The 18,171-nt window shown below is 58.0% G+C and carries 14 protein-coding genes; 1 reads left to right on the top strand and 13 read right to left on the bottom strand.

The window, feature by feature from the left end; translation table 11 throughout:
* Positions 1 to 41: 41 nt before the first annotated feature.
* The 12 genes from ACXX83_RS16415 to sdhC form a co-directional block, all read right to left on the bottom strand.
* Complete coding sequence (locus tag ACXX83_RS16415) at positions 42 to 443, bottom strand: MAPEG family protein (RefSeq protein ID WP_458549095.1); 402 nt, start codon at positions 441 to 443, stop codon at positions 42 to 44.
* Positions 443 to 1,180: a DUF599 domain-containing protein gene (locus ACXX83_RS16420; RefSeq protein WP_015096184.1), complete on the bottom strand. Its 738-nt coding sequence runs from the start codon at positions 1,178 to 1,180 to the stop codon at positions 443 to 445. The genes ACXX83_RS16415 and ACXX83_RS16420 overlap by 1 nt, the downstream gene beginning before the upstream one ends.
* Positions 1,181 to 1,426: 246 nt before the next feature.
* Positions 1,427 to 2,740, bottom strand: a complete 1,314-nt coding sequence (brnQ, locus tag ACXX83_RS16425; RefSeq protein WP_407799468.1) for a branched-chain amino acid transport system II carrier protein — start codon at positions 2,738 to 2,740, stop codon at positions 1,427 to 1,429.
* A 401-nt stretch (positions 2,741 to 3,141) separates the two neighbouring features.
* Positions 3,142 to 4,023 carry a succinate--CoA ligase subunit alpha gene (gene sucD / locus ACXX83_RS16430; protein WP_003223019.1) on the bottom strand — a complete coding sequence of 294 codons (882 nt, stop codon included), beginning with the start codon at positions 4,021 to 4,023 and terminating at the stop codon, positions 3,142 to 3,144.
* Entirely contained in the window at positions 4,023 to 5,189 is a 1,167-nt protein-coding gene (gene sucC, locus ACXX83_RS16435) for an ADP-forming succinate--CoA ligase subunit beta (RefSeq protein ID WP_003223015.1), read from the bottom strand. The genes sucD and sucC overlap by 1 nt, the downstream gene beginning before the upstream one ends.
* Before the next feature lie 181 nt (positions 5,190 to 5,370).
* Positions 5,371 to 6,807 (bottom strand): dihydrolipoyl dehydrogenase, encoded by a 1,437-nt coding sequence (gene lpdA / locus ACXX83_RS16440; RefSeq protein ID WP_007977515.1) that lies wholly within the window; start codon positions 6,805 to 6,807, stop codon positions 5,371 to 5,373.
* 98 nt (positions 6,808 to 6,905) lie between these two features.
* Complete coding sequence (gene odhB / locus ACXX83_RS16445) at positions 6,906 to 8,126, bottom strand: 2-oxoglutarate dehydrogenase complex dihydrolipoyllysine-residue succinyltransferase (RefSeq protein WP_458549096.1); 1,221 nt, start codon at positions 8,124 to 8,126, stop codon at positions 6,906 to 6,908.
* Positions 8,127 to 8,168: 42 nt separating this feature from the next.
* Positions 8,169 to 11,000 carry a 2-oxoglutarate dehydrogenase E1 component gene (locus ACXX83_RS16450; RefSeq protein ID WP_015096188.1) on the bottom strand — a complete coding sequence of 944 codons (2,832 nt, stop codon included), beginning with the start codon at positions 10,998 to 11,000 and terminating at the stop codon, positions 8,169 to 8,171.
* Between the two features lie 253 nt (positions 11,001 to 11,253).
* On the bottom strand, positions 11,254 to 11,958 hold the full coding sequence (locus ACXX83_RS16455; RefSeq protein ID WP_003223007.1) for a succinate dehydrogenase iron-sulfur subunit: 705 nt from the start codon (positions 11,956 to 11,958) through the stop codon (positions 11,254 to 11,256).
* 11 nt (positions 11,959 to 11,969) lie between these two features.
* Positions 11,970 to 13,742 (bottom strand): succinate dehydrogenase flavoprotein subunit, encoded by a 1,773-nt coding sequence (gene sdhA, locus ACXX83_RS16460; RefSeq protein WP_015096189.1) that lies wholly within the window; start codon positions 13,740 to 13,742, stop codon positions 11,970 to 11,972.
* A 3-nt stretch (positions 13,743 to 13,745) separates the two neighbouring features.
* Positions 13,746 to 14,114 carry a succinate dehydrogenase, hydrophobic membrane anchor protein gene (gene sdhD, locus ACXX83_RS16465; protein ID WP_007977503.1) on the bottom strand — a complete coding sequence of 123 codons (369 nt, stop codon included), beginning with the start codon at positions 14,112 to 14,114 and terminating at the stop codon, positions 13,746 to 13,748.
* Positions 14,108 to 14,482, bottom strand: a complete 375-nt coding sequence (sdhC, locus tag ACXX83_RS16470) for a succinate dehydrogenase, cytochrome b556 subunit (protein WP_015096190.1) — start codon at positions 14,480 to 14,482, stop codon at positions 14,108 to 14,110. Before sdhC ends, sdhD begins: the two co-directional genes overlap by 7 nt.
* Positions 14,483 to 14,845: 363 nt before the next feature.
* Between sdhC and gltA the strand changes: the two genes are divergently transcribed.
* On the top strand, positions 14,846 to 16,135 hold the full coding sequence (gene gltA, locus ACXX83_RS16475) for a citrate synthase (protein ID WP_007977501.1): 1,290 nt from the start codon (positions 14,846 to 14,848) through the stop codon (positions 16,133 to 16,135).
* Between the two features lie 530 nt (positions 16,136 to 16,665).
* Here gltA and ACXX83_RS16480 read toward each other — a convergent pair.
* Positions 16,666 to 17,934 carry an IS110 family RNA-guided transposase gene (locus ACXX83_RS16480; protein ID WP_458547629.1) on the bottom strand — a complete coding sequence of 423 codons (1,269 nt, stop codon included), beginning with the start codon at positions 17,932 to 17,934 and terminating at the stop codon, positions 16,666 to 16,668.
* Positions 17,935 to 18,171 lie beyond the last annotated feature (237 nt).

The following is an 18,171-nucleotide window of genomic DNA, read 5'->3' on the forward strand; positions in this document are numbered from 1 at the left end:
AACCCGCCAAGTGCGGGTTTTCTTTTGCCTGCAAAAAATTCTTAGAGCAAAATCGTTCGAAAAGTCGGACTAATCATAAGCAACAGCGAGCAGATTAATCCCACCAGCCAGACCAGACTGCGTTGCCAGGCCAGGTCCTTCCAGTAACACACCAGATAAATAACCCGAGCGATCACAAAGATGATCGCGAGCAAATCGATGAGCCAGCCTGCCGTCTGCGTTGTATGCGCCATCAACACACCCACCGCAAACAATATGAAGGCTTCAAAACTATTCTGGTGCGCCGCCAGCGCACGGGCACCGAAACCGGTGAGCTGGCCTTGCTGCTGGCGCGGCAGGTGATTGTTGTAACCACCCTGCTCTTTCATGGCCTTGGTCACGGGCATACGCGCCACGTAAATCAGTACGGCACTGATAAACACGCACCAGAACGGAATACTCATCAAGCAGCCTCTTTGATGACCTCGGGCGATGGCGCCTCTGTAGGGGTATAGACCATCACGTCGAGAACGTCGGAATGAAACTCGCGACGGTACAACACAAATACCACGCCGGCACTCATCAACATGAACAACCAGGGGCTGACAAACCAGGCCAGCATGGTCATGCCGAAATAGTAGGAACGCAGCCCGAAGTTGAACTGGTTGGCGGCCATGGAGATGACGCGGGCCGCACGGGAAGCAAACGCCTTGCGCTCTTGCTCCGACACAAGACGCTCGCCGACCATTGGCGCCGACCCCACCAGTACCGCCGCAAAGTTGTACTGGCGCATGCACCAGCTGAACGTGAAGAACGCATAGACAAACACCAGCGCCAGACACAGTAACTTGATTTCCGACATGCCCTGGGACGCCTGTTGCACCATCGGGATATCCGCCAGCAACGATACCGCCCTTTCCGAAGCCCCCAGCACCGTGAGAATACCGGCCAGGATAATCAACGTACTGGAAGCGAAGAACGAAGCGTTGCGTTCCAGGTTGCCGATCACGCTGGCATCGGCGATGCGGTTGTCGCGCAGCAGCATGCGGCGCATCCAGTCTTCACGATAGAGGTGCAGCACACTGGCCAGGCACGCGGTGTCACGGCCTTTCCAGGTGGCATAACGGGTGTACCCGCCCCAGCAGATGACGAACCAGATGGCGGCAAGTATGTGGATCAGGTTGGCTTGGATGAACGACATGCAGGTCCTTGTGATGTGCAAGAGGAGTACCGAATCCCCGTGGGAGCGGGCTTGCTAGCGAAGGCGGCTTATCATTCAACATTGATGTTGACTGACCCACCGTCTTCGCGAGCAAGCCCGCTCCCACATCAGGATTTGCAATGCTTCGACGTTAGCTCAACGCAAAAGACACCGCATCCCTCACAAAAAAAATGCCCCGTATCGATTGATACGGGGCATTTCTGTTTTGTGACGAGCCGGTAAAGCTTAAGCCAGCGCTTCTTCGCGCTTGCCCAGCAGACGGTCGCAGACAACGGCAACCACCAGCGTCATCACCGAAGGCACCAGCCAGGCCAGGCCCTGCTCGCTCAGCGGCAGGTGGGCCATTTGCGTCGGCATCCAGTCCGCCAGGCCTGCACCCTTGAGGGCGTCGATCAGGCCGAAGAGGAACGACACCAGCATGACCGGGCCGAGGATACGACCCTGCTCATGCCAGAAGTCCTTGCAGAAGCTCAACGCCACCAGAACGATGCACGGTGGGTAGATCGCGGTGAGCACCGGGATCGAGAACGCAATCAGCTTGGTCAGGCCCAGGTTGGACACCAGCAGCGAGAACACCGCGAGGATGACCACCAGTGTCTTGTAGGACAGCGGCAGCACTCGGCTGAAGTACTCGGCGCAGGCACAGGTCAGGCCGACCGCGGTCACCAGGCACGCCAGGGAAATCAGCACGGCCAGGAAACCACTGCCCAGCGAACCGAAGGTGTGCTGCACGTAAGCGTGCAGCACCGCCGCGCCATTGGTAGCGCCAGCGGCCACTTCATGGCTGCCCGAACCAAGACGGAACAGGCTGACGTAAACCAGCGCCAGGCCGACGCCGGCGATCAGGCCGGCGATGATCGCATAACGGGTGATCAGTGCCGGCGACTCGACGCCGCGGGAGCGAATGGCGTTGACGATGACGATGCCGAACACCAGGGCGCCCAGGGTATCCATGGTCAGGTAACCATTGATGAAACCTTGGGAAAACGGCGCCGCCACGTATTCAGGCGTGGCCTGGCCAATGTCTCCGGCCGGCAGGGCGAATGCTGCAATGCCCAGCACGGCCAGGGCAATGATCTTCAGCGGAGCGAGGAAGCGCCCTACGGTATCCAGCAAACGGCCTGGGTACAGCGAGATAAAGAACACCAGCAGGAAGTAAACCGAGCTGTACAGGAACAATGCCAGCGGGCTCTCGCCGGTCAGCGGTGCCAGGCCCACTTCGAAGGATACCGTCGCGGTACGTGGCGTCGCGAACAGCGGGCCAACAGCGAGGTAGCAGGCCGCTGCCAACAGGCCACCGGCGACTTTACCGATCGGGCTGCTCAAGGCATCCATTGCGCCGCCGACCTTCGCCAGCGCCACAACGGTGATCACCGGCAGACCAACGGCCGTGACCAGGAAACCCAGCGCCGCCATCCAGACATTAGGCCCGGACTGTAAACCGACGATAGGCGGGAAGATGATGTTGCCAGCCCCGACGAACAGGGCAAACGTCATAAAACCAAGTGCCAGGATGTCCTGGCCTTTCAACACTTTCATTAAGGAAATACCACACTACTGAATCGGAATTTAGAGAGGGATTTCCCTATGGGTGAGGGAAATGCTGTCAGTCCGTATAAGACCGACCCTTTTAGCGCGTTGGTGCCTTGTGGGCCGCAGACGCAAAAATGGCGCGTAGCCTAACGAATTTGGATCAGAAACGCACTGTTAGAGGGCGAACTATCCGATATACGACATCTTTGTGTCGCGTTTTTACATGTTAATGATTGTCGACTGTAAGTCCGTCTTCGCGAGCAGGCTCGCTCCCACAGGTGGACGCATTCCGATGTGGGAGCGAGCCTGCTCGCGAAGGCGTCAGTTCGATCAACACATATCCCGGAAACGACAAAGGCCACCCGAAGGTGGCCTTTGTCTGGTAAAGCGTCAGCCAAGCGCGAGGCTTACTTGACAGCCCAACCAGTCAGCTCGGCCAGGGCCTTGCCGATGTCTGCCAGCGAACGCACGGTTTTAACGCCTGCGTCTTGCAGAGCAGCGAATTTCTCGTCTGCAGTGCCTTTGCCGCCAGAGATGATTGCGCCAGCATGGCCCATGCGCTTGCCCGGAGGAGCAGTCACACCAGCGATGTAGGAAACAACCGGCTTGGTCACGTGTGCCTTGATGTAGGCAGCCGCTTCTTCTTCAGCCGAACCGCCGATCTCACCGATCATCACGATCGCTTCGGTCTTCGGGTCTTCCTGGAACAGCTTCAGGATGTCGATGAAGTTCGAACCCGGGATCGGGTCACCACCGATGCCGACGCAAGTCGACTGACCGAAACCGGCGTCAGTAGTCTGCTTCACAGCTTCGTAGGTCAGGGTGCCGGAACGGGAAACGATACCGACCTTGCCTGGCAAGTGAATGTGACCTGGCATGATGCCGATCTTGCATTCGCCTGGAGTGATCACGCCTGGGCAGTTAGGGCCGATCAGGGTAACACCCAGCTCGTCGCACTTAACTTTAGCGTCCAGCATGTCCAGGGTAGGAATGCCTTCGGTGATGCAGACGATCAGCTTGATGCCGCCGAAAGCAGCTTCCAGGATCGAGTCCTTGCAGAAAGGAGCCGGAACGTAGATCACGCTGGCGGTAGCGCCAGTGGCAGCGACTGCGTCTTTAACGGTGTTGAACACTGGCAGACCCAGGTGCTCGGTGCCGCCTTTGCCTGGAGTTACACCACCAACCATCTTGGTGCCGTACTCGATGGCTTGCTGGGTGTGGAAACTACCTTGCGAACCGGTAATACCCTGGCAGATAACTTTGGTGTCTTTATTGATCAGGACGCTCATTATTTGCCCTCCGCAGCTTTAACGACTTGTTGAGCAGCGTCGGTCAGGCTGGTAGCAGCGATGATGTTCAAACCGCTTTCTGCCAGTACTTTAGCGCCCAGCTCAGCGTTGTTGCCTTCAAGGCGAACAACAACCGGGATTTTCACGCCGACTTCTTTCACCGCGCCGATGATGCCTTCGGCAATCATGTCGCAACGAACGATGCCGCCGAAGATGTTGACCAGTACTGCTGCGACGTTAGTGTCGGACAGGATGATCTTGAACGCTTCGGTAACGCGTTCCTTGGTAGCACCGCCGCCCACGTCGAGGAAGTTGGCTGGCTTGCCGCCATGCAGGTTGACGATGTCCATGGTACCCATGGCCAGGCCAGCACCGTTGACCATGCAACCGATGTTGCCTTCCAGCGCTACGTAGTTCAGTTCGAACTTGGCAGCGTGCGCTTCGCGCGGATCGTCTTGCGACGGATCGTGGAAAGTCTTCAGCTTAGGCTGACGGTACATGGCGTTAGCGTCGATGTTGATCTTGGCGTCCAGGCAGTGCAGATCGCCGTCAGCCTTGATCACCAGCGGGTTCACTTCCAGCAGGGCCAGATCGTGATCCTGGAACAGTTTGGCCAGACCTACGAAGATCTTGGCGAACTGGGCAACTTGCTTGCCTTCCAGACCCAGCTGGAAAGCCAGCTCACGACCCTGGAATGGCTGAGCGCCAACCAGTGGATCGATAGTGGCTTTCAGAATTTTTTCTGGAGTGTCGTGAGCGATTTTCTCGATGTCCACGCCACCTTCGGTGGAAGCCATGAACACGATGCGACGGCTCGAACGGTCAACGACAGCGCCCAGGTACAGCTCTTTAGCGATATCAGTGCACGATTCAACCAGGATCTTGGTGACTGGCTGACCATTGGCGTCAGTCTGGTAAGTCACCAGACGCTTGCCCAGCCACTGCTGTGCGAAGGCTTTGGCGTCTTCTTTGTTGCGAACCAGCTTGACGCCGCCCGCTTTACCGCGACCACCGGCGTGGACCTGGGCTTTGACAACCCACTCGCTGCCGCCGATTTTGTCGCAAGCTTCTGCTGCTGCTTCCGGGGTGTCTACCGCGTAACCGGTGGATACTGGCAGGCCGTACTCAGCGAACAGCTGCTTACCCTGATACTCGTGAAGATTCATGCTTATTACCGTCTTCGTTAGGTACTGCGCATTCGGTGCTGCACTTATTCAAGTGCCGCACCACCTGTGACTGCTGCTTGCATAGCTGAGCTATGCAAGACTGCGTCCAGCGGATATTCCGCGGTGAGTCTTGCATGCAAGGCTCACGACGGGCCAAACCGCCGTGGTTTCTTATTATCTCTTAACGCTTCTTGCGGTTGGCGATGTGGATGGCGCCGCCATTCACTGCCAAAGCAGCTTCGTGCAAGGCTTCAGACAGGGTCGGATGGGAGAAAACCATCATGCCCAGGTCTTCAGCGCTGGTGCCGAATTCCATACCGATCGCGCCCTGCTGAACCAGTTCGGCAGCGCTTGGGCCAATCACGTGGACGCCCAGTACGCGGTCTGTCTTGGCATCTGCGATGACCTTGACGAAACCACCGGTGTCGTTGGCAGCCATGGCACGGCCGGAGGCTGCGAACGGGAAGGTGCCGACGTTAACTTCAACGCCTTCAGCTTTCAAGGCCTGCTCGGTTTTACCAACCCACGCGATTTCCGGGTGAGTATAAATAACCGACGGGATCAAATCATAGTTCATCTGGGCCTTGTGGCCCTTGATGCGCTCGACAACCATGATGCCTTCTTCGGACGCCTTGTGCGCCAGCATCATGCCGCGAACCACGTCGCCGATGGCGTAAACGCCCGGTACGGTGGTGGCGCAGTGATCGTCAACGTGCACGAAACCACGCTCGTCCAGGGTCACGCCGCAGTCGGCAGCCAACAGATCAGTGGTCACCGGACGGCGACCAACGGCTACGATCAGCTTGTCGAAAGTGATGTTCTGTTCGCCGTTGGCATCGGTGTAGTTCACCACGACTTCGTCGCCGTTCACTTTGGAACCGGTGACGCGAGCGCCCAGCTTGATGTCCAGACCTTGCTTGGTCAGGGTTTTCAGCGCTTCCTTGGAAACAGCGGTGTCAGCTGCCATCAGGAAGGTGTCCAGGGCTTCCAGGACAGTCACTTCTGCACCAAGACGCGACCAGACCGAACCCAGTTCCAGACCGATCACGCCAGCGCCGATCACGCCCAGACGTTTTGGAACGGATTGGAATTCCAGGGCGCCGGTGGAGTCGACGATCACATTCTGGTCAACCGGAGCTGGCGGAATGTCGATCGGACGCGAACCTGGTGCCAGGATGACGTTTTCGGCTTCGATGATTTCTACCGAGCCATCAGGCTTGGTGACTTCGACTTTCTTGCCGGCCAGCAGCTTGCCGTGACCCTGGATGGAGGTCACACCGTTGGCTTTGAACAGGGTCGCAACGCCGGAGGTCAGGCCTTTGACGATGTTGGCTTTACGGCCGACCATCGCTGGCACGTCCATGGTCACGCCAGCGTGATTGATACCGTGGATCGCGAAACCGTCCTGGGCTTCGTGGAATTTCCACGAGCTGTCCAGCAGGGCCTTGGATGGAATGCAGCCGACGTTCAGGCAAGTACCGCCCAGAGCCAGTTTGCCTTCCTTGTCGGTGTACTTCTCGATGCAGGCCGTCGAAAGACCAAGCTGGGCGGCCTTGATGGCAGCCACATAGCCGCCAGGGCCAGCGCCGATCACTACTACGTCAAATTTCTGCGACATTCAAAAAATCCTCTTTAGCGAAAAGCTTCAAGCCGCGAGCGGCAAGCCAGGCTGCGGGTTTTCCGACAGCACGGGCTTGCAGCTCATGGCTGCTTCTATCAGATATCCAGCAACAGACGAGCCGGATCTTCCAGCAGGTTCTTGATGGTCACCAGGAAGGTCACAGCTTCTTTGCCATCGATCAGGCGGTGATCGTAGGACAGTGCCAGGTACATCATCGGACGGATAACGACCTGACCGTTGATGGCCATAGGACGCTGGATGATGTTGTGCATGCCCAGGATGGCGGCTTGTGGCGGGTTGACGATCGGGGTCGACATCATCGAACCGAAAGTACCGCCGTTGGTGATGGTGAAAGTACCACCGGTCATTTCGTCCATCGACAGTTTGCCGTCGCGGGCTTTCTTGCCGAAGGTGGCGATGCCGCCTTCGATTTCAGCCAGGCTCATCAGTTCGGCGTTACGCAGAACCGGTACAACCAGGCCGCGATCGCTGGAAACTGCAACGCCGACGTCAGCGTAGCCGTGGTAAACGATGTCACCGCCGTCGATCGAGGCGTTGACAGCCGGGAAGCGCTTCAGTGCTTCGGTAGCCGCTTTCACGAAGAAGGACATGAAGCCCAGGCGCACACCGTTGTGGGACTTCTCGAACAGGTCCTTGTACTTCGAACGCAGCGCCATGACTTCGGTCATGTCGACTTCGTTGAAAGTGGTCAGCATCGCCATGTTCGACTGGGCTTCAACCAGACGCTTGGCCACGGTGGCACGAACGCGGGTCATCGGCACGCGCTTCTCGATGCGGTCGCCAGCAGCGAACACAGGAGCAGCGGCAGCAGGAGCAGCAGCCTTGGCAGGTGCGGCAGCAGGAGCGGTTTTCTTGGCTTCGACAGCGGCAACCACGTCTTCCTTGGTGACACGGCCATCTTTGCCGGTACCTTTGACGGAAGCCAGGTTGATGCCGTTCTCTTCGGCCAGCTTGCGAGCGGCTGGAGCGGCGATAGCGTCTTCGTCAGCGCCGGCAGCCGGAGCTGCGGCAGCAGCGGCCGGAGCAGCAGCGGCAGCCGGAGCGGCAGCAGCAGCGCCGCCTTCAACGATGGAGCCCAGGACTTCGTCGGACAGAACGGTGTCGCCTTCGTTCTTGACGATAGCGCCCAGCACGCCGTCAGCAGTAGCCAGCACTTCCAGCACGACTTTGTCGGTTTCGATGTCGACGATCAGTTCGTCGCGCTTGACCGCATCGCCCGGTTGTTTGTGCCAGGTGGCAACGGTGCCATCGGCAACCGATTCCGGGAAAGTGGGGGCTTTGATCTCGATAGCCATTGTCTGTGGTTCCTTAAATTCGGTTTCAGGTGCGCGAAGGCGTTAAACAGTAAAGGCGTCTTGCAGCAGTTTTTCCTGCTGTTCGGCGTGCATCGATGCGTAACCGCATGCTGGTGCAGCAGAAGCCTCACGGCCCGCGTACTCGAGTACGAGAGACTTGTTGAGGTTGCTGATGCTGCGACGCATGTGGTGTTGGCTGCAGTACCACGCACCCTGGTTCATCGGCTCTTCCTGACACCAGACGGCATGTTTGGCGTTGGTATAAGGAGCCAGGACTTCTTTCAAGTCGTCCTCAGGGAATGGGTACAGCTGCTCGATACGCACGATGGCGATGTCGTCACGACCTTCGGCACGGCGTTTTTCCAGCAGGTCGTAGTAGACCTTGCCGCTACACAGAACAACGCGCTCGACCTTTTTCGGGTCTTGGGCATCGATTTCCGGGATGACGGTCTGGAACGAACCTTCGGCCAGATCTTCCAGCGTCGAGATGGCCAGCTTGTGGCGCAACAGCGACTTCGGAGTCAGGACTACCAGTGGTTTGCGCAGCGGGCGAATCACCTGACGGCGCAGCAAGTGGTAGATCTGAGCCGGCGTCGTCGGCATGCACACCTGAATGTTGTGCTCGGCGCACAGCTGCAGGTAACGCTCCAGACGAGCCGAGGAGTGCTCCGGACCCTGACCTTCATAACCGTGCGGCAGCAGCATGGTCAGACCGCACAGACGGCCCCACTTGTGCTCGCCACTGGTGATGAACTGGTCGATTACAACCTGGGCGCCGTTGGCGAAGTCGCCGAACTGGGCTTCCCAGATAACCAGGGCATTCGGCGTGGTGGTCGAGTAACCGTACTCGAACGCCAATACCGCTTCTTCGGACAGGAACGAGTCGTAGAGGTCAAAACGCGGCTGACCGTCGTACAGGTTCTGCAGCGGGATGTAGGTACCCGCGTCTTTCTGGTTGTGCAGGACAGCGTGACGGTGCGAGAACGTACCGCGGCCGATGTCCTGGCCAGTCATGCGAATCGGGTGACCTTCGAACGCCAGGGTCGCGTACGCCATGGTTTCGGCGTAACCCCAGTTGATCGGCAGGCCACCGGCTTGCATCTTCTGGCGGTCTTCGTAGATCTTGGCAACCTGGCGCTGAACCACGAAGCCTTCCGGGATTTCCAGCAGCTTGGCGGACAGTTCCTGCAAGGTCTTCAGATCGAAGCGAGTGTCGTGACGTGCGGTCCAGGTGTGACCCAGGTACGGACGCCAGTCTACGAACAGTTCCTTGTTCGGCTCTTTGACCAGGCTCTTCACAACGTGCAGACCGTTGTCCAGCGCGTTGCGGTATTCGTCGACTTTCGCCTGAACACGCTCTGCATCCAGCACACCGGCCTGAGTCAGGCGATCGGCATACAGCTCACGGGTGGTGCGCTGCTTGGTGATCTGCTGATACATCAGAGGCTGGGTGCCGCTTGGCTCGTCGGCCTCGTTGTGGCCGCGACGACGGTAGCAGACCAGGTCGATCACCACGTCACGCTTGAACTGCATGCGGTAGTCGATGGCCAGCTGGGTCACGAACAATACGGCTTCCGGATCATCACCATTCACATGGAGGATCGGCGCCTGGATCATTTTCGCAACGTCGGTCGCGTACTCGGTGGAACGCGAGTCCAGCGGGTTGCTGATGGTGAAACCGACCTGGTTGTTGATCACGATGTGCACGGTACCGCCGGTCTTGAAACCGCGGGTCTGCGACATCTGGAAGGTTTCCATGACCACGCCCTGACCTGCGAAAGCAGCGTCACCATGGATGGAGATCGGCAGAACCTTCTCGCCGGTCGGGTCGTTGCGACGATCCTGACGGGCGCGAACCGAACCTTCGACCACCGGGGAAACGATTTCCAGGTGGGACGGGTTGAACGCCATCGCCAGGTGAACTTCACCGCCGGTGGTCATCACGTTGGACGAGAAGCCCTGGTGATATTTCACGTCACCGGAACCGAGCTCGACCTTCTTCTTGCCTTCGAACTCGTCGAACAGCTCGCGCGGGTTCTTGCCGAAGGTATTGACCAGCACGTTCAGACGGCCACGGTGGGCCATGCCGATGACGATTTCCTTGGTGCCGTAGGAACCGGAACGCTGGATCAGCTCGTCGAGCATCGGAATCAGGCTTTCGCCGCCTTCCAGACCGAAACGCTTGGTACCCGGGTATTTGGTGCCCAGGTATTTTTCCAGGCCCTCACCGGCGGTCACGCGCTCGAGCAGGTGGCTCTTGATGTCGGCGGAGTACGTCGGACGGCCGCGCACGCTTTCCAGACGCTGCTGGAACCACTGGCGCTGCTCGGAATCGGTGATATGCGTGAACTCGGCGCCGATGGTGCGGCAATATGTCTGCTGCAACGCTTCGTGAATTTCGCGTAGGCTCGCTTCCTCTTTGCCGATGAACAGGTCGCCGGCACGGAAGGTCGTATCAAGATCGGCATTGGTCAAGCCGTAATGATTGATCGACAGGTCTGTAGGTGCACGACGCTGCCACAGTCCCAGCGGGTCAAGCTGGGCTGCCTGGTGGCCACGCATACGGTAGGCCTGGATCAATCGCAGCACTTCAACTTGCTTCTTCTCGTGCTCACTGCTCACGCTGCCGGCGGAAACCGGTTGGGCGCGGCGCTGGTTCTTTGCCAGCAAGACGAAATGATCGCGAATTGTGGAGTGCGAAACATCGGTGGCAGAGTTGCCGTCAGCAGGCAACTTCTGGAAGTAGGTGCGCCACTCTTCTGGCACAGCGTTAGGGTCGTGCAGGTAGAGCTCATAAAGCTCTTCCACATAGGCAGCGTTACTACCGGATAGGTAGGCACTGTTCCACATGCGCTGCATCACGCTTTCTTGCATGCTTGGTCACCCTCGGTTAGGGGAACACCACCGGTGTCGACACCGAGCAAACTTGCAGAAGTCCGAATGCAGCGACCAAAACAAGCCACTAGGATCACACTGATAGTCCGGGTACCAGCCCGGATGCCCCTGCTTGTCTCATTTCTTCAAAATAAGAGCCGCAGCCTTTTAAGCTGCTGCTCAGGTTAAAACTACGGCGCCGGTTGAAGCCTGCGCCGCAGCATCTACGGGTACAGCGGGTACAGCAGCTGAATCACACGCCGCTCGAGAGCAACATGTTACGGATGTGACCGATGGCCTTAGTCGGGTTCAGGCCTTTCGGACATACGTTGACGCAGTTCATGATCCCGCGGCAGCGGAATACGCTGAACGGGTCATCCAGCGAAGCCAGACGCTCGGACGTCTTGGTATCACGGCTGTCTGCCAGGAAGCGGTACGCTTGCAGCAGGGCAGCCGGGCCCAGGAACTTGTCCGGGTTCCACCAGAAGGACGGGCATGAAGTCGAGCAGCAAGCGCACAGGATGCACTCGTACAGACCGTCCAGCTTTTCACGCTCTTCAGGGGACTGCAGACGCTCGATGGCCGGAGCCGGCGTGTCGTTCTGCAGGTATGGCTTAACCTTCTCGTATTGCTTGTAGAAGATGCTCATATCGACGACCAGGTCACGGATAACCGGCAAACCTGGCAGAGGACGAACGATCAACTTGTTACCTTTTACGACGGCAGACAGCGGCGTGATGCACGCCAGGCCGTTTTTGCCGTTGATGTTCATGCCGTCGGAACCGCAAACACCTTCACGGCAAGAGCGACGATAGGAGAAACCTTCGTCCTGCTCTTTGATCAGGGCCAGCACGTCCAGCACCATCAGGTCTTTACCACCGGTATCGACCTGGAATTCCTGCATGAACGGCGCAGCGTCCTGATCAGGGTTGTAACGATATACACTGACTTGCAACATGGCGGTCACCCTTAATAAGTCCGGACTTTAGGTTCGAAAGTCGGAACAGTCTTCGGCGAGAAGTTCACGGCACGCTTGGTGACGCGCTTGTCACCCGGGAAGTACAGGGTGTGGCACAGCCAGTTTTCGTCGTCACGATCTTCGAAGTCTTCACGGGCGTGAGCGCCGCGGGACTCTTTGCGAACTTCAGCAGCGATAGCGGTAGCTTCGGCCACTTCCAGCAGGTTTTGCAGTTCCAGCGCTTCGATACGGGCAGTGTTGAACGCCTGCGACTTGTCGTTGATCTTCACGTTGGCAATGCGCTTGCGCAGCTCAGCCAGCTGGGCAATACCTTTCTGCATGTATTCGCCGGTACGGAATACACCGAAGTAGTTCTGCATGCAGCTTTGCAGCTCGCGACGCAGGGTAGCCACGTCTTCACCATCAGTACGGTTGTTCAGTGCGTTCAGGCGCGACAGGGCAGCTTCGATGTCGGCTTCGGTAGCGTCGTCGTACTCGATACCGTCGGTCAGCGCCTTTTCCAGGTGCAGGCCGGCAGCACGGCCGAATACCACCAGGTCGAGCAGCGAATTGCCGCCCAGACGGTTGGCACCGTGAACCGATACGCAAGCCACTTCGCCCACGGCAAACAGACCAGGGATGATCTGGTCGACGCCTTCGGCGTTCTGGGTGATCGCCTGGCCATGAATGTTGGTGGCAACGCCGCCCATCATGTAGTGGCAGGTCGGAACAACCGGAACCGGAGCAACAACCGGGTCAACGTGTGCGAAAGTCTTCGACAGTTCGCAGATGCCTGGCAGACGGCTGTGCAGCACTTCCTCGCCCAGGTGGTCGAGCTTGAGCATTACGTGGTCGCCATTCGGACCGCAACCGTTGCCGGCGATGATCTCTTTAACCATCGAACGGGCAACAACGTCACGACCGGCAAGGTCCTTGGCGTTCGGAGCGTAACGCTCCATGAAACGCTCGCCGTGCTTGTTGATCAGGTATCCACCTTCACCACGGCAGCCTTCTGTAACCAGTACACCGGCGCCGGCGATACCGGTCGGGTGGAACTGCCACATTTCAATGTCTTGTACCGGTACACCGGCACGCAGCGCCATGCCAACGCCGTCACCGGTGTTGATCAGGGCGTTGGTGGTCGACGCGTAGATACGGCCTGCACCGCCGGTCGCCAGCACGGTGGCTTTGGCGCGGATGTAGGTGGTTTCACCGGTTTCGATGCAGATCGCGATCACACCGACGAACTCGCCTTCGCCGTTCTTCACCAGATCGACAGCGTAGTACTCGTTCAGGAACGTGGTACCGGCTTTCAGGTTGCCCTGATAGAGGGTGTGCAACAGTGCGTGACCGGTACGGTCGGAGGCAGCGCAAGTACGCGCAGCCTGGCCGCCCTTGCCGTAGTCCTTGGACTGGCCACCGAACGGACGCTGATAGATACGACCTTGTTCGGTACGCGAGAACGGCAGACCCATGTGGTCCAGTTCGAAAACGGCGGCCGGACCTTCCTGACACATGTATTCGATAGCGTCCTGGTCACCGATGTAGTCGGAACCCTTGACGGTATCGTACATGTGCCAGCGCCAGTCATCGTTCGGATCCGCAGACGCGATCGCGCAGGTGATGCCGCCCTGGGCGGATACAGTGTGCGAACGGGTCGGGAACACTTTGGTGATCACGGCAGTCTTGTGACCACCTTGTGCCAGTTGCAGCGCTGCGCGCATGCCGGCACCGCCACCACCAATAATGATGGCGTCGAAAGAAATCGTTGGAATGTTAGCCATGAATCAGATACCCCAGAGAATCTGCACACCCCAGACGAAGTAAGCGAACATCGCAACGCCGCATACTGCCTGGAAAAGGAAACGTACTGCAGTCGCGGACTTGCCCAGCGCCATTGGCGTCAGGTAGTCGGTCGCGATGGTCCACATGCCGACCCAGGCGTGAGCGCCCAGGGCAACGAGGGCCAGCAGACTGAAGATACGCATCCCGTTGTGGGCGAACAGGCCGTGCCATTGGTCGTAGCCAATGCCCGGGTTCGCTGCGAGGTATCCGATCAGGAAGATGAAATAAGCCGCGAGAACGACCGCAGACACACGTTGCGCCATCCAGTCATAAAGACCGGAACGCGAAAGGTTCGTAACGCTGGTTACCATATCCAAACTCCTGCCAGAACGATCAACACCACGGAAACGGCGATGATAATTTTCGAGCCCAGGCGGCCGCCTTCCAGCGTCTCACCGATGCCCATATCCATGATCAAGTGGCGCACACCGGCTACCAGATGATACAGAAGAGCGGACAGGAGGCCCCATGCTACGAACTTGGCCAGCGGGCTGGTCAAGCATGCCTTCACCTCGGCAAAACCTTCCTCGGAACCCAGGGATTTGCCCAATGCATAAAGCATGAAGCCAAGGCCCAGGAAGAGGATGATGCCGGAAACACGGTGAAGAAACGACGTAACGCCGGTGATGGGGAGTTTGATGGTCCTTAGGTCTAGGTTTACAGGTCGTTGGCTTTTCACGGCTTTTTTTTCACACTGAAGAGCCCCTAACAATCAGGGCAAAGTTGTTGGGGAGTGCACTGGTCAGGTAACCACCACCCAGGGATGCGACCCCCAATAAAGCAGGCCCAAAAGCCCCTGGCGGTCGGTGGCCGAGTATAGACAGTTAGGCTACTAATGACAACGCAAAGACCTAACCCAAACAGCTGATTGCGCAACCGACATAAAAGGCGTAAATGGCAGCCAATTTCGAGAAAAAAGTCCGGTTAAAGCCTTCTGGAGCAAGACTTTAGGCAAATTGACATTCGAATTTATCTCACTATAGTGGTGCGGGCCCTGCGTGGGGGGTCTGTCTGATGATTTCAAGCATAAATAGGAGGCCACATGGCTGACAAAAAAGCGCAGTTGATCATCGAGGGCGCAGCCCCCGTCGAGCTGCCCATTTTAACCGGCACCGTTGGTCCCGATGTTATCGATGTTCGGGGCCTGACGGCCACGGGCCGTTTCACTTTTGACCCAGGTTTCATGTCGACCGCCTCGTGCGAATCGAAGATCACCTATATCGACGGCGACAACGGCATCCTGCTGCACCGCGGCTACCCGATCGAACAGCTGGCTGAAAAGTCGGACTACCTGGAAACCTGCTATCTGCTGCTCAACGGCGAACTGCCGACCGCAGAACAGAAGGCCCAGTTCGTCAGCACCGTGAAAAACCACACCATGGTTCACGAGCAGTTGAAGACCTTCTTCAACGGTTTCCGTCGCGACGCCCACCCGATGGCCGTCATGTGTGGCGTAGTCGGCGCCCTCTCGGCCTTCTACCACGACTCCCTGGACATCAATAACCCGCAGCATCGCGAAATCTCCGCGATCCGCCTGGTTGCCAAGATGCCGACCCTGGCAGCGATGGTTTACAAGTACTCCATGGGCCAACCCATGATGTACCCGCGCAACGACCTGTCGTACGCGGAAAACTTCCTGCACATGATGTTCAACACCCCGTGCGAGATCAAACCGATCAGCCCGGTACTCGCCAAGGCCATGGACCGGATCTTCATCCTCCATGCCGACCACGAGCAGAACGCCTCGACGTCCACCGTGCGCCTGGCGGGTTCCTCGGGCGCCAACCCGTTCGCCTGTATCGCTGCCGGCATCGCCGCACTGTGGGGCCCTGCCCACGGCGGTGCAAACGAAGCCGTACTGACCATGCTCGATGAAATCGGCGATGTTTCGAACATCGACAAGTTCATCGCCAAGGCCAAGGACAAGAACGATCCGTTCAAACTGATGGGCTTCGGTCACCGCGTTTACAAAAACCGCGACCCGCGCGCCACCGTCATGAAGCAGACCTGCGACGAAGTATTGAAGGAACTGGGCATCCAGAACGATCCGCAACTCGAACTGGCCATGCGCCTGGAAGAGATCGCCCTGACCGACCCGTACTTCATCGAGCGCTCGCTGTACCCGAACGTCGACTTCTACTCGGGGATCATCCTCAAGGCGATCGGCATTCCAACCAGCATGTTCACCGTGATCTTCGCCCTGGCGCGGACCGTCGGCTGGATCTCCCACTGGAAGGAAATGCTCTCCAGCCCGTACAAGATCGGCCGTCCGCGCCAGCTGTACACCGGCTACGAGTCGCGTGACATCACCAAGCTGGAAGACCGCAAGTAAGCGCTGTCTTGCTGTAGCGAGTTGAGTTGTACCGGGAACGGCCTCTGCTTTTTATATAAAGAGCAGGAGGCCGTTTTTGTTTGTGCGGCTTTTGGTTGTGTACATATCCGTTGCCTGGGTAACGGCGGCTTATGGTTCCGCCCTTACGGCGGGTCACTTTCGAAAAGCGCGAAAGTAACCAAAGCGCTCTGCCCCTGACGTTCGGTGCCTCGCCGTGGCTCGGCATGCCCTCGCTCCGGTCCTGCTCCGTGGGCCCGCCGCCATCGGCCATCCATGGCCGGGGGCGGCTAACCCGGCATCCATGCCGGGTTGCCCACTGCTCAGAACCTGCGCTCGGCCTCACGATATAGGTTGTCCGTTCGTCTGTGATGTACCTGCGCCTGTCAGGCCGCCTTCGCGAGCAGGCTCGCTCCCACAGAAGAGCAAAGGACGATCGGTGCACCCCCACGCTCTTCACCACTCATCAGCCCGAGCGTTAGCTCGCCTGCAGCTCTTGATCCACCCGCCCCCTCACGCCCTGAGCCTGTCCGTCAACCTGTGACGACCTCCATCGGCGCTTCTACCAACGTTGATCCGTGCCGCGTCAAAGCCTGCAAGTAAGCCTTTTCGTCATAGATGGTGCTGGTTTTCCAGCACCGATAGACGATTCTGATCCACTTGAAAGCCAGCGCTCTCAGGGCCGCTTGGTATGAGCAGCCCTTAGCCCGTTGCTGCCGATAGTAAGCCTCGGCCCACGTTGATTGAGTGATGCTGTGAGCAGCCCATTCGACAAAGGTCTGACGCAAGAAGGTTGAGCATCGGTAGCGCCAATACACGACTTTCTTCTTGCCGCTACGCTGAGTCACGGGTGCGATTCCGGCATATTGCTGCATCGCATTGGCGTCGCTAAATCGATCACGCTGTTCACCAAAAGCCACCATCAGGCGTGGTGCAAGATGTTGGCCGGCGCCAGGGAGCGCTTTGAAGATCGGGTAATCGCTCAAGGTGTTGGCCGTTTCTTCGATCTCGCGATCAAAATCCTTGAGGGTGCAAATGAGCCCTTTGAGTTGTGACGCCAAGGCTGTCGTGTACAACTGCGCAGGACGTATCACCCCCGGATCCTGCGTCAAAGGCATCGCTTGGGTGATGATTTCCCAGCGTGTTTGATTGAGTTGAGCGTGACGAGCGTTGTGCTCGTTAAAGAACTTGAGAAAAGTACTCTGGCGAGAACGCTTGAGCTGCTCAAGTGTGGGCCAGCGCATCAAAAAGTCACAGAACACCACGCTGTCATGATTGCTAAATAGCTCAAGGGCCGCTGGATAATACTGTTTGAGCGTACAGATCAGGCGGTTGCTGACTTTCACTCGCTCATCAACCAGTGCCCGTCGATGTTCTGTCAGGCTGGCCAAAATACGCATCGCCGGGCTTTGCGGCATCAGCTGCGCAAACCGTTGGGGATAGGTGAGCAACAACTCAAGCGCCCATTGCGCATCGGTCGGATCATCCTTGGCACCGCTGCCGACAAAGGCTTTGCGGTGTTTGGCCAAGGTGCTCGGATTGATGGGAAACAGGCAAAAGAACTCGTACTTTTGCAGGGCCGCCACCAACGGGCCCTTGTTGAGCTCAAGAGCAATTGCAATCGGCGCGCCATAGCGCTCAAACAACGATTTCGCCCATCGATCAATCGATTGGGGCGTGTGGTCGATGATAGAGAAGTGCCGCCGGGTTTCACCTGCGACCTGCAAACACACGTCGTGCTTGGTATCTGCCCAATCTATTCCGACATAAGCAGTGAATCTCTGAGACAGGAGCGTTTGCATCAACAACCTCCACTGGCGCTAAAGTACATGCAGGGACATGCATGCTTGCGTCCAGCGAAAGCGATATAGAGAGCCGTGTCGGGCTTTCCCTGAGTATTCGTTAGAGGGCGCAAGCGCACCTGTGGGCTCGAAAGTGAGGGGGTAATCATCACGTGCTTGAGAGGCATATTCGTAGCCCACAGGTGCATGTTCCTTCCTGGATCAAAGCTGACTTCCAGACGTTGAAGTATGGAAGAG

This window comes from Pseudomonas sp. GNP012 (assembly GCF_054343835.1).

Bases quoted from the DNA above. Each gene is read 5' to 3' on its own strand.
- ACXX83_RS16415 (WP_458549095.1), bottom strand. From the start codon at position 443: ATGAGTATTCCGTTCTGGTGCGTGTTTATCAGTGCCGTACTGATTTAC.
- ACXX83_RS16420 (WP_015096184.1), bottom strand. From the start codon at position 1,180: ATGTCGTTCATCCAAGCCAACCTGATCCACATACTTGCCGCCATCTGG.
- brnQ (WP_407799468.1), bottom strand. From the start codon at position 2,740: ATGAAAGTGTTGAAAGGCCAGGACATCCTGGCACTTGGTTTTATGACG.
- sucD (WP_003223019.1), bottom strand. From the start codon at position 4,023: ATGAGCGTCCTGATCAATAAAGACACCAAAGTTATCTGCCAGGGTATT.
- sucC (WP_003223015.1), bottom strand. From the start codon at position 5,189: ATGAATCTTCACGAGTATCAGGGTAAGCAGCTGTTCGCTGAGTACGGC.
- lpdA (WP_007977515.1), bottom strand. From the start codon at position 6,807: ATGTCGCAGAAATTTGACGTAGTAGTGATCGGCGCTGGCCCTGGCGGC.
- odhB (WP_458549096.1), bottom strand. From the start codon at position 8,126: ATGGCTATCGAGATCAAAGCCCCCACTTTCCCGGAATCGGTTGCCGAT.
- ACXX83_RS16450 (WP_015096188.1), bottom strand. From the start codon at position 11,000: ATGCAAGAAAGCGTGATGCAGCGCATGTGGAACAGTGCCTACCTATCC.
- ACXX83_RS16455 (WP_003223007.1), bottom strand. From the start codon at position 11,958: ATGTTGCAAGTCAGTGTATATCGTTACAACCCTGATCAGGACGCTGCG.
- sdhA (WP_015096189.1), bottom strand. From the start codon at position 13,742: ATGGCTAACATTCCAACGATTTCTTTCGACGCCATCATTATTGGTGGT.
- sdhD (WP_007977503.1), bottom strand. From the start codon at position 14,114: ATGGTAACCAGCGTTACGAACCTTTCGCGTTCCGGTCTTTATGACTGG.
- gltA (WP_007977501.1), top strand. From the start codon at position 14,846: ATGGCTGACAAAAAAGCGCAGTTGATCATCGAGGGCGCAGCCCCCGTC.
- ACXX83_RS16480 (WP_458547629.1), bottom strand. From the start codon at position 17,934: ATGCAAACGCTCCTGTCTCAGAGATTCACTGCTTATGTCGGAATAGAT.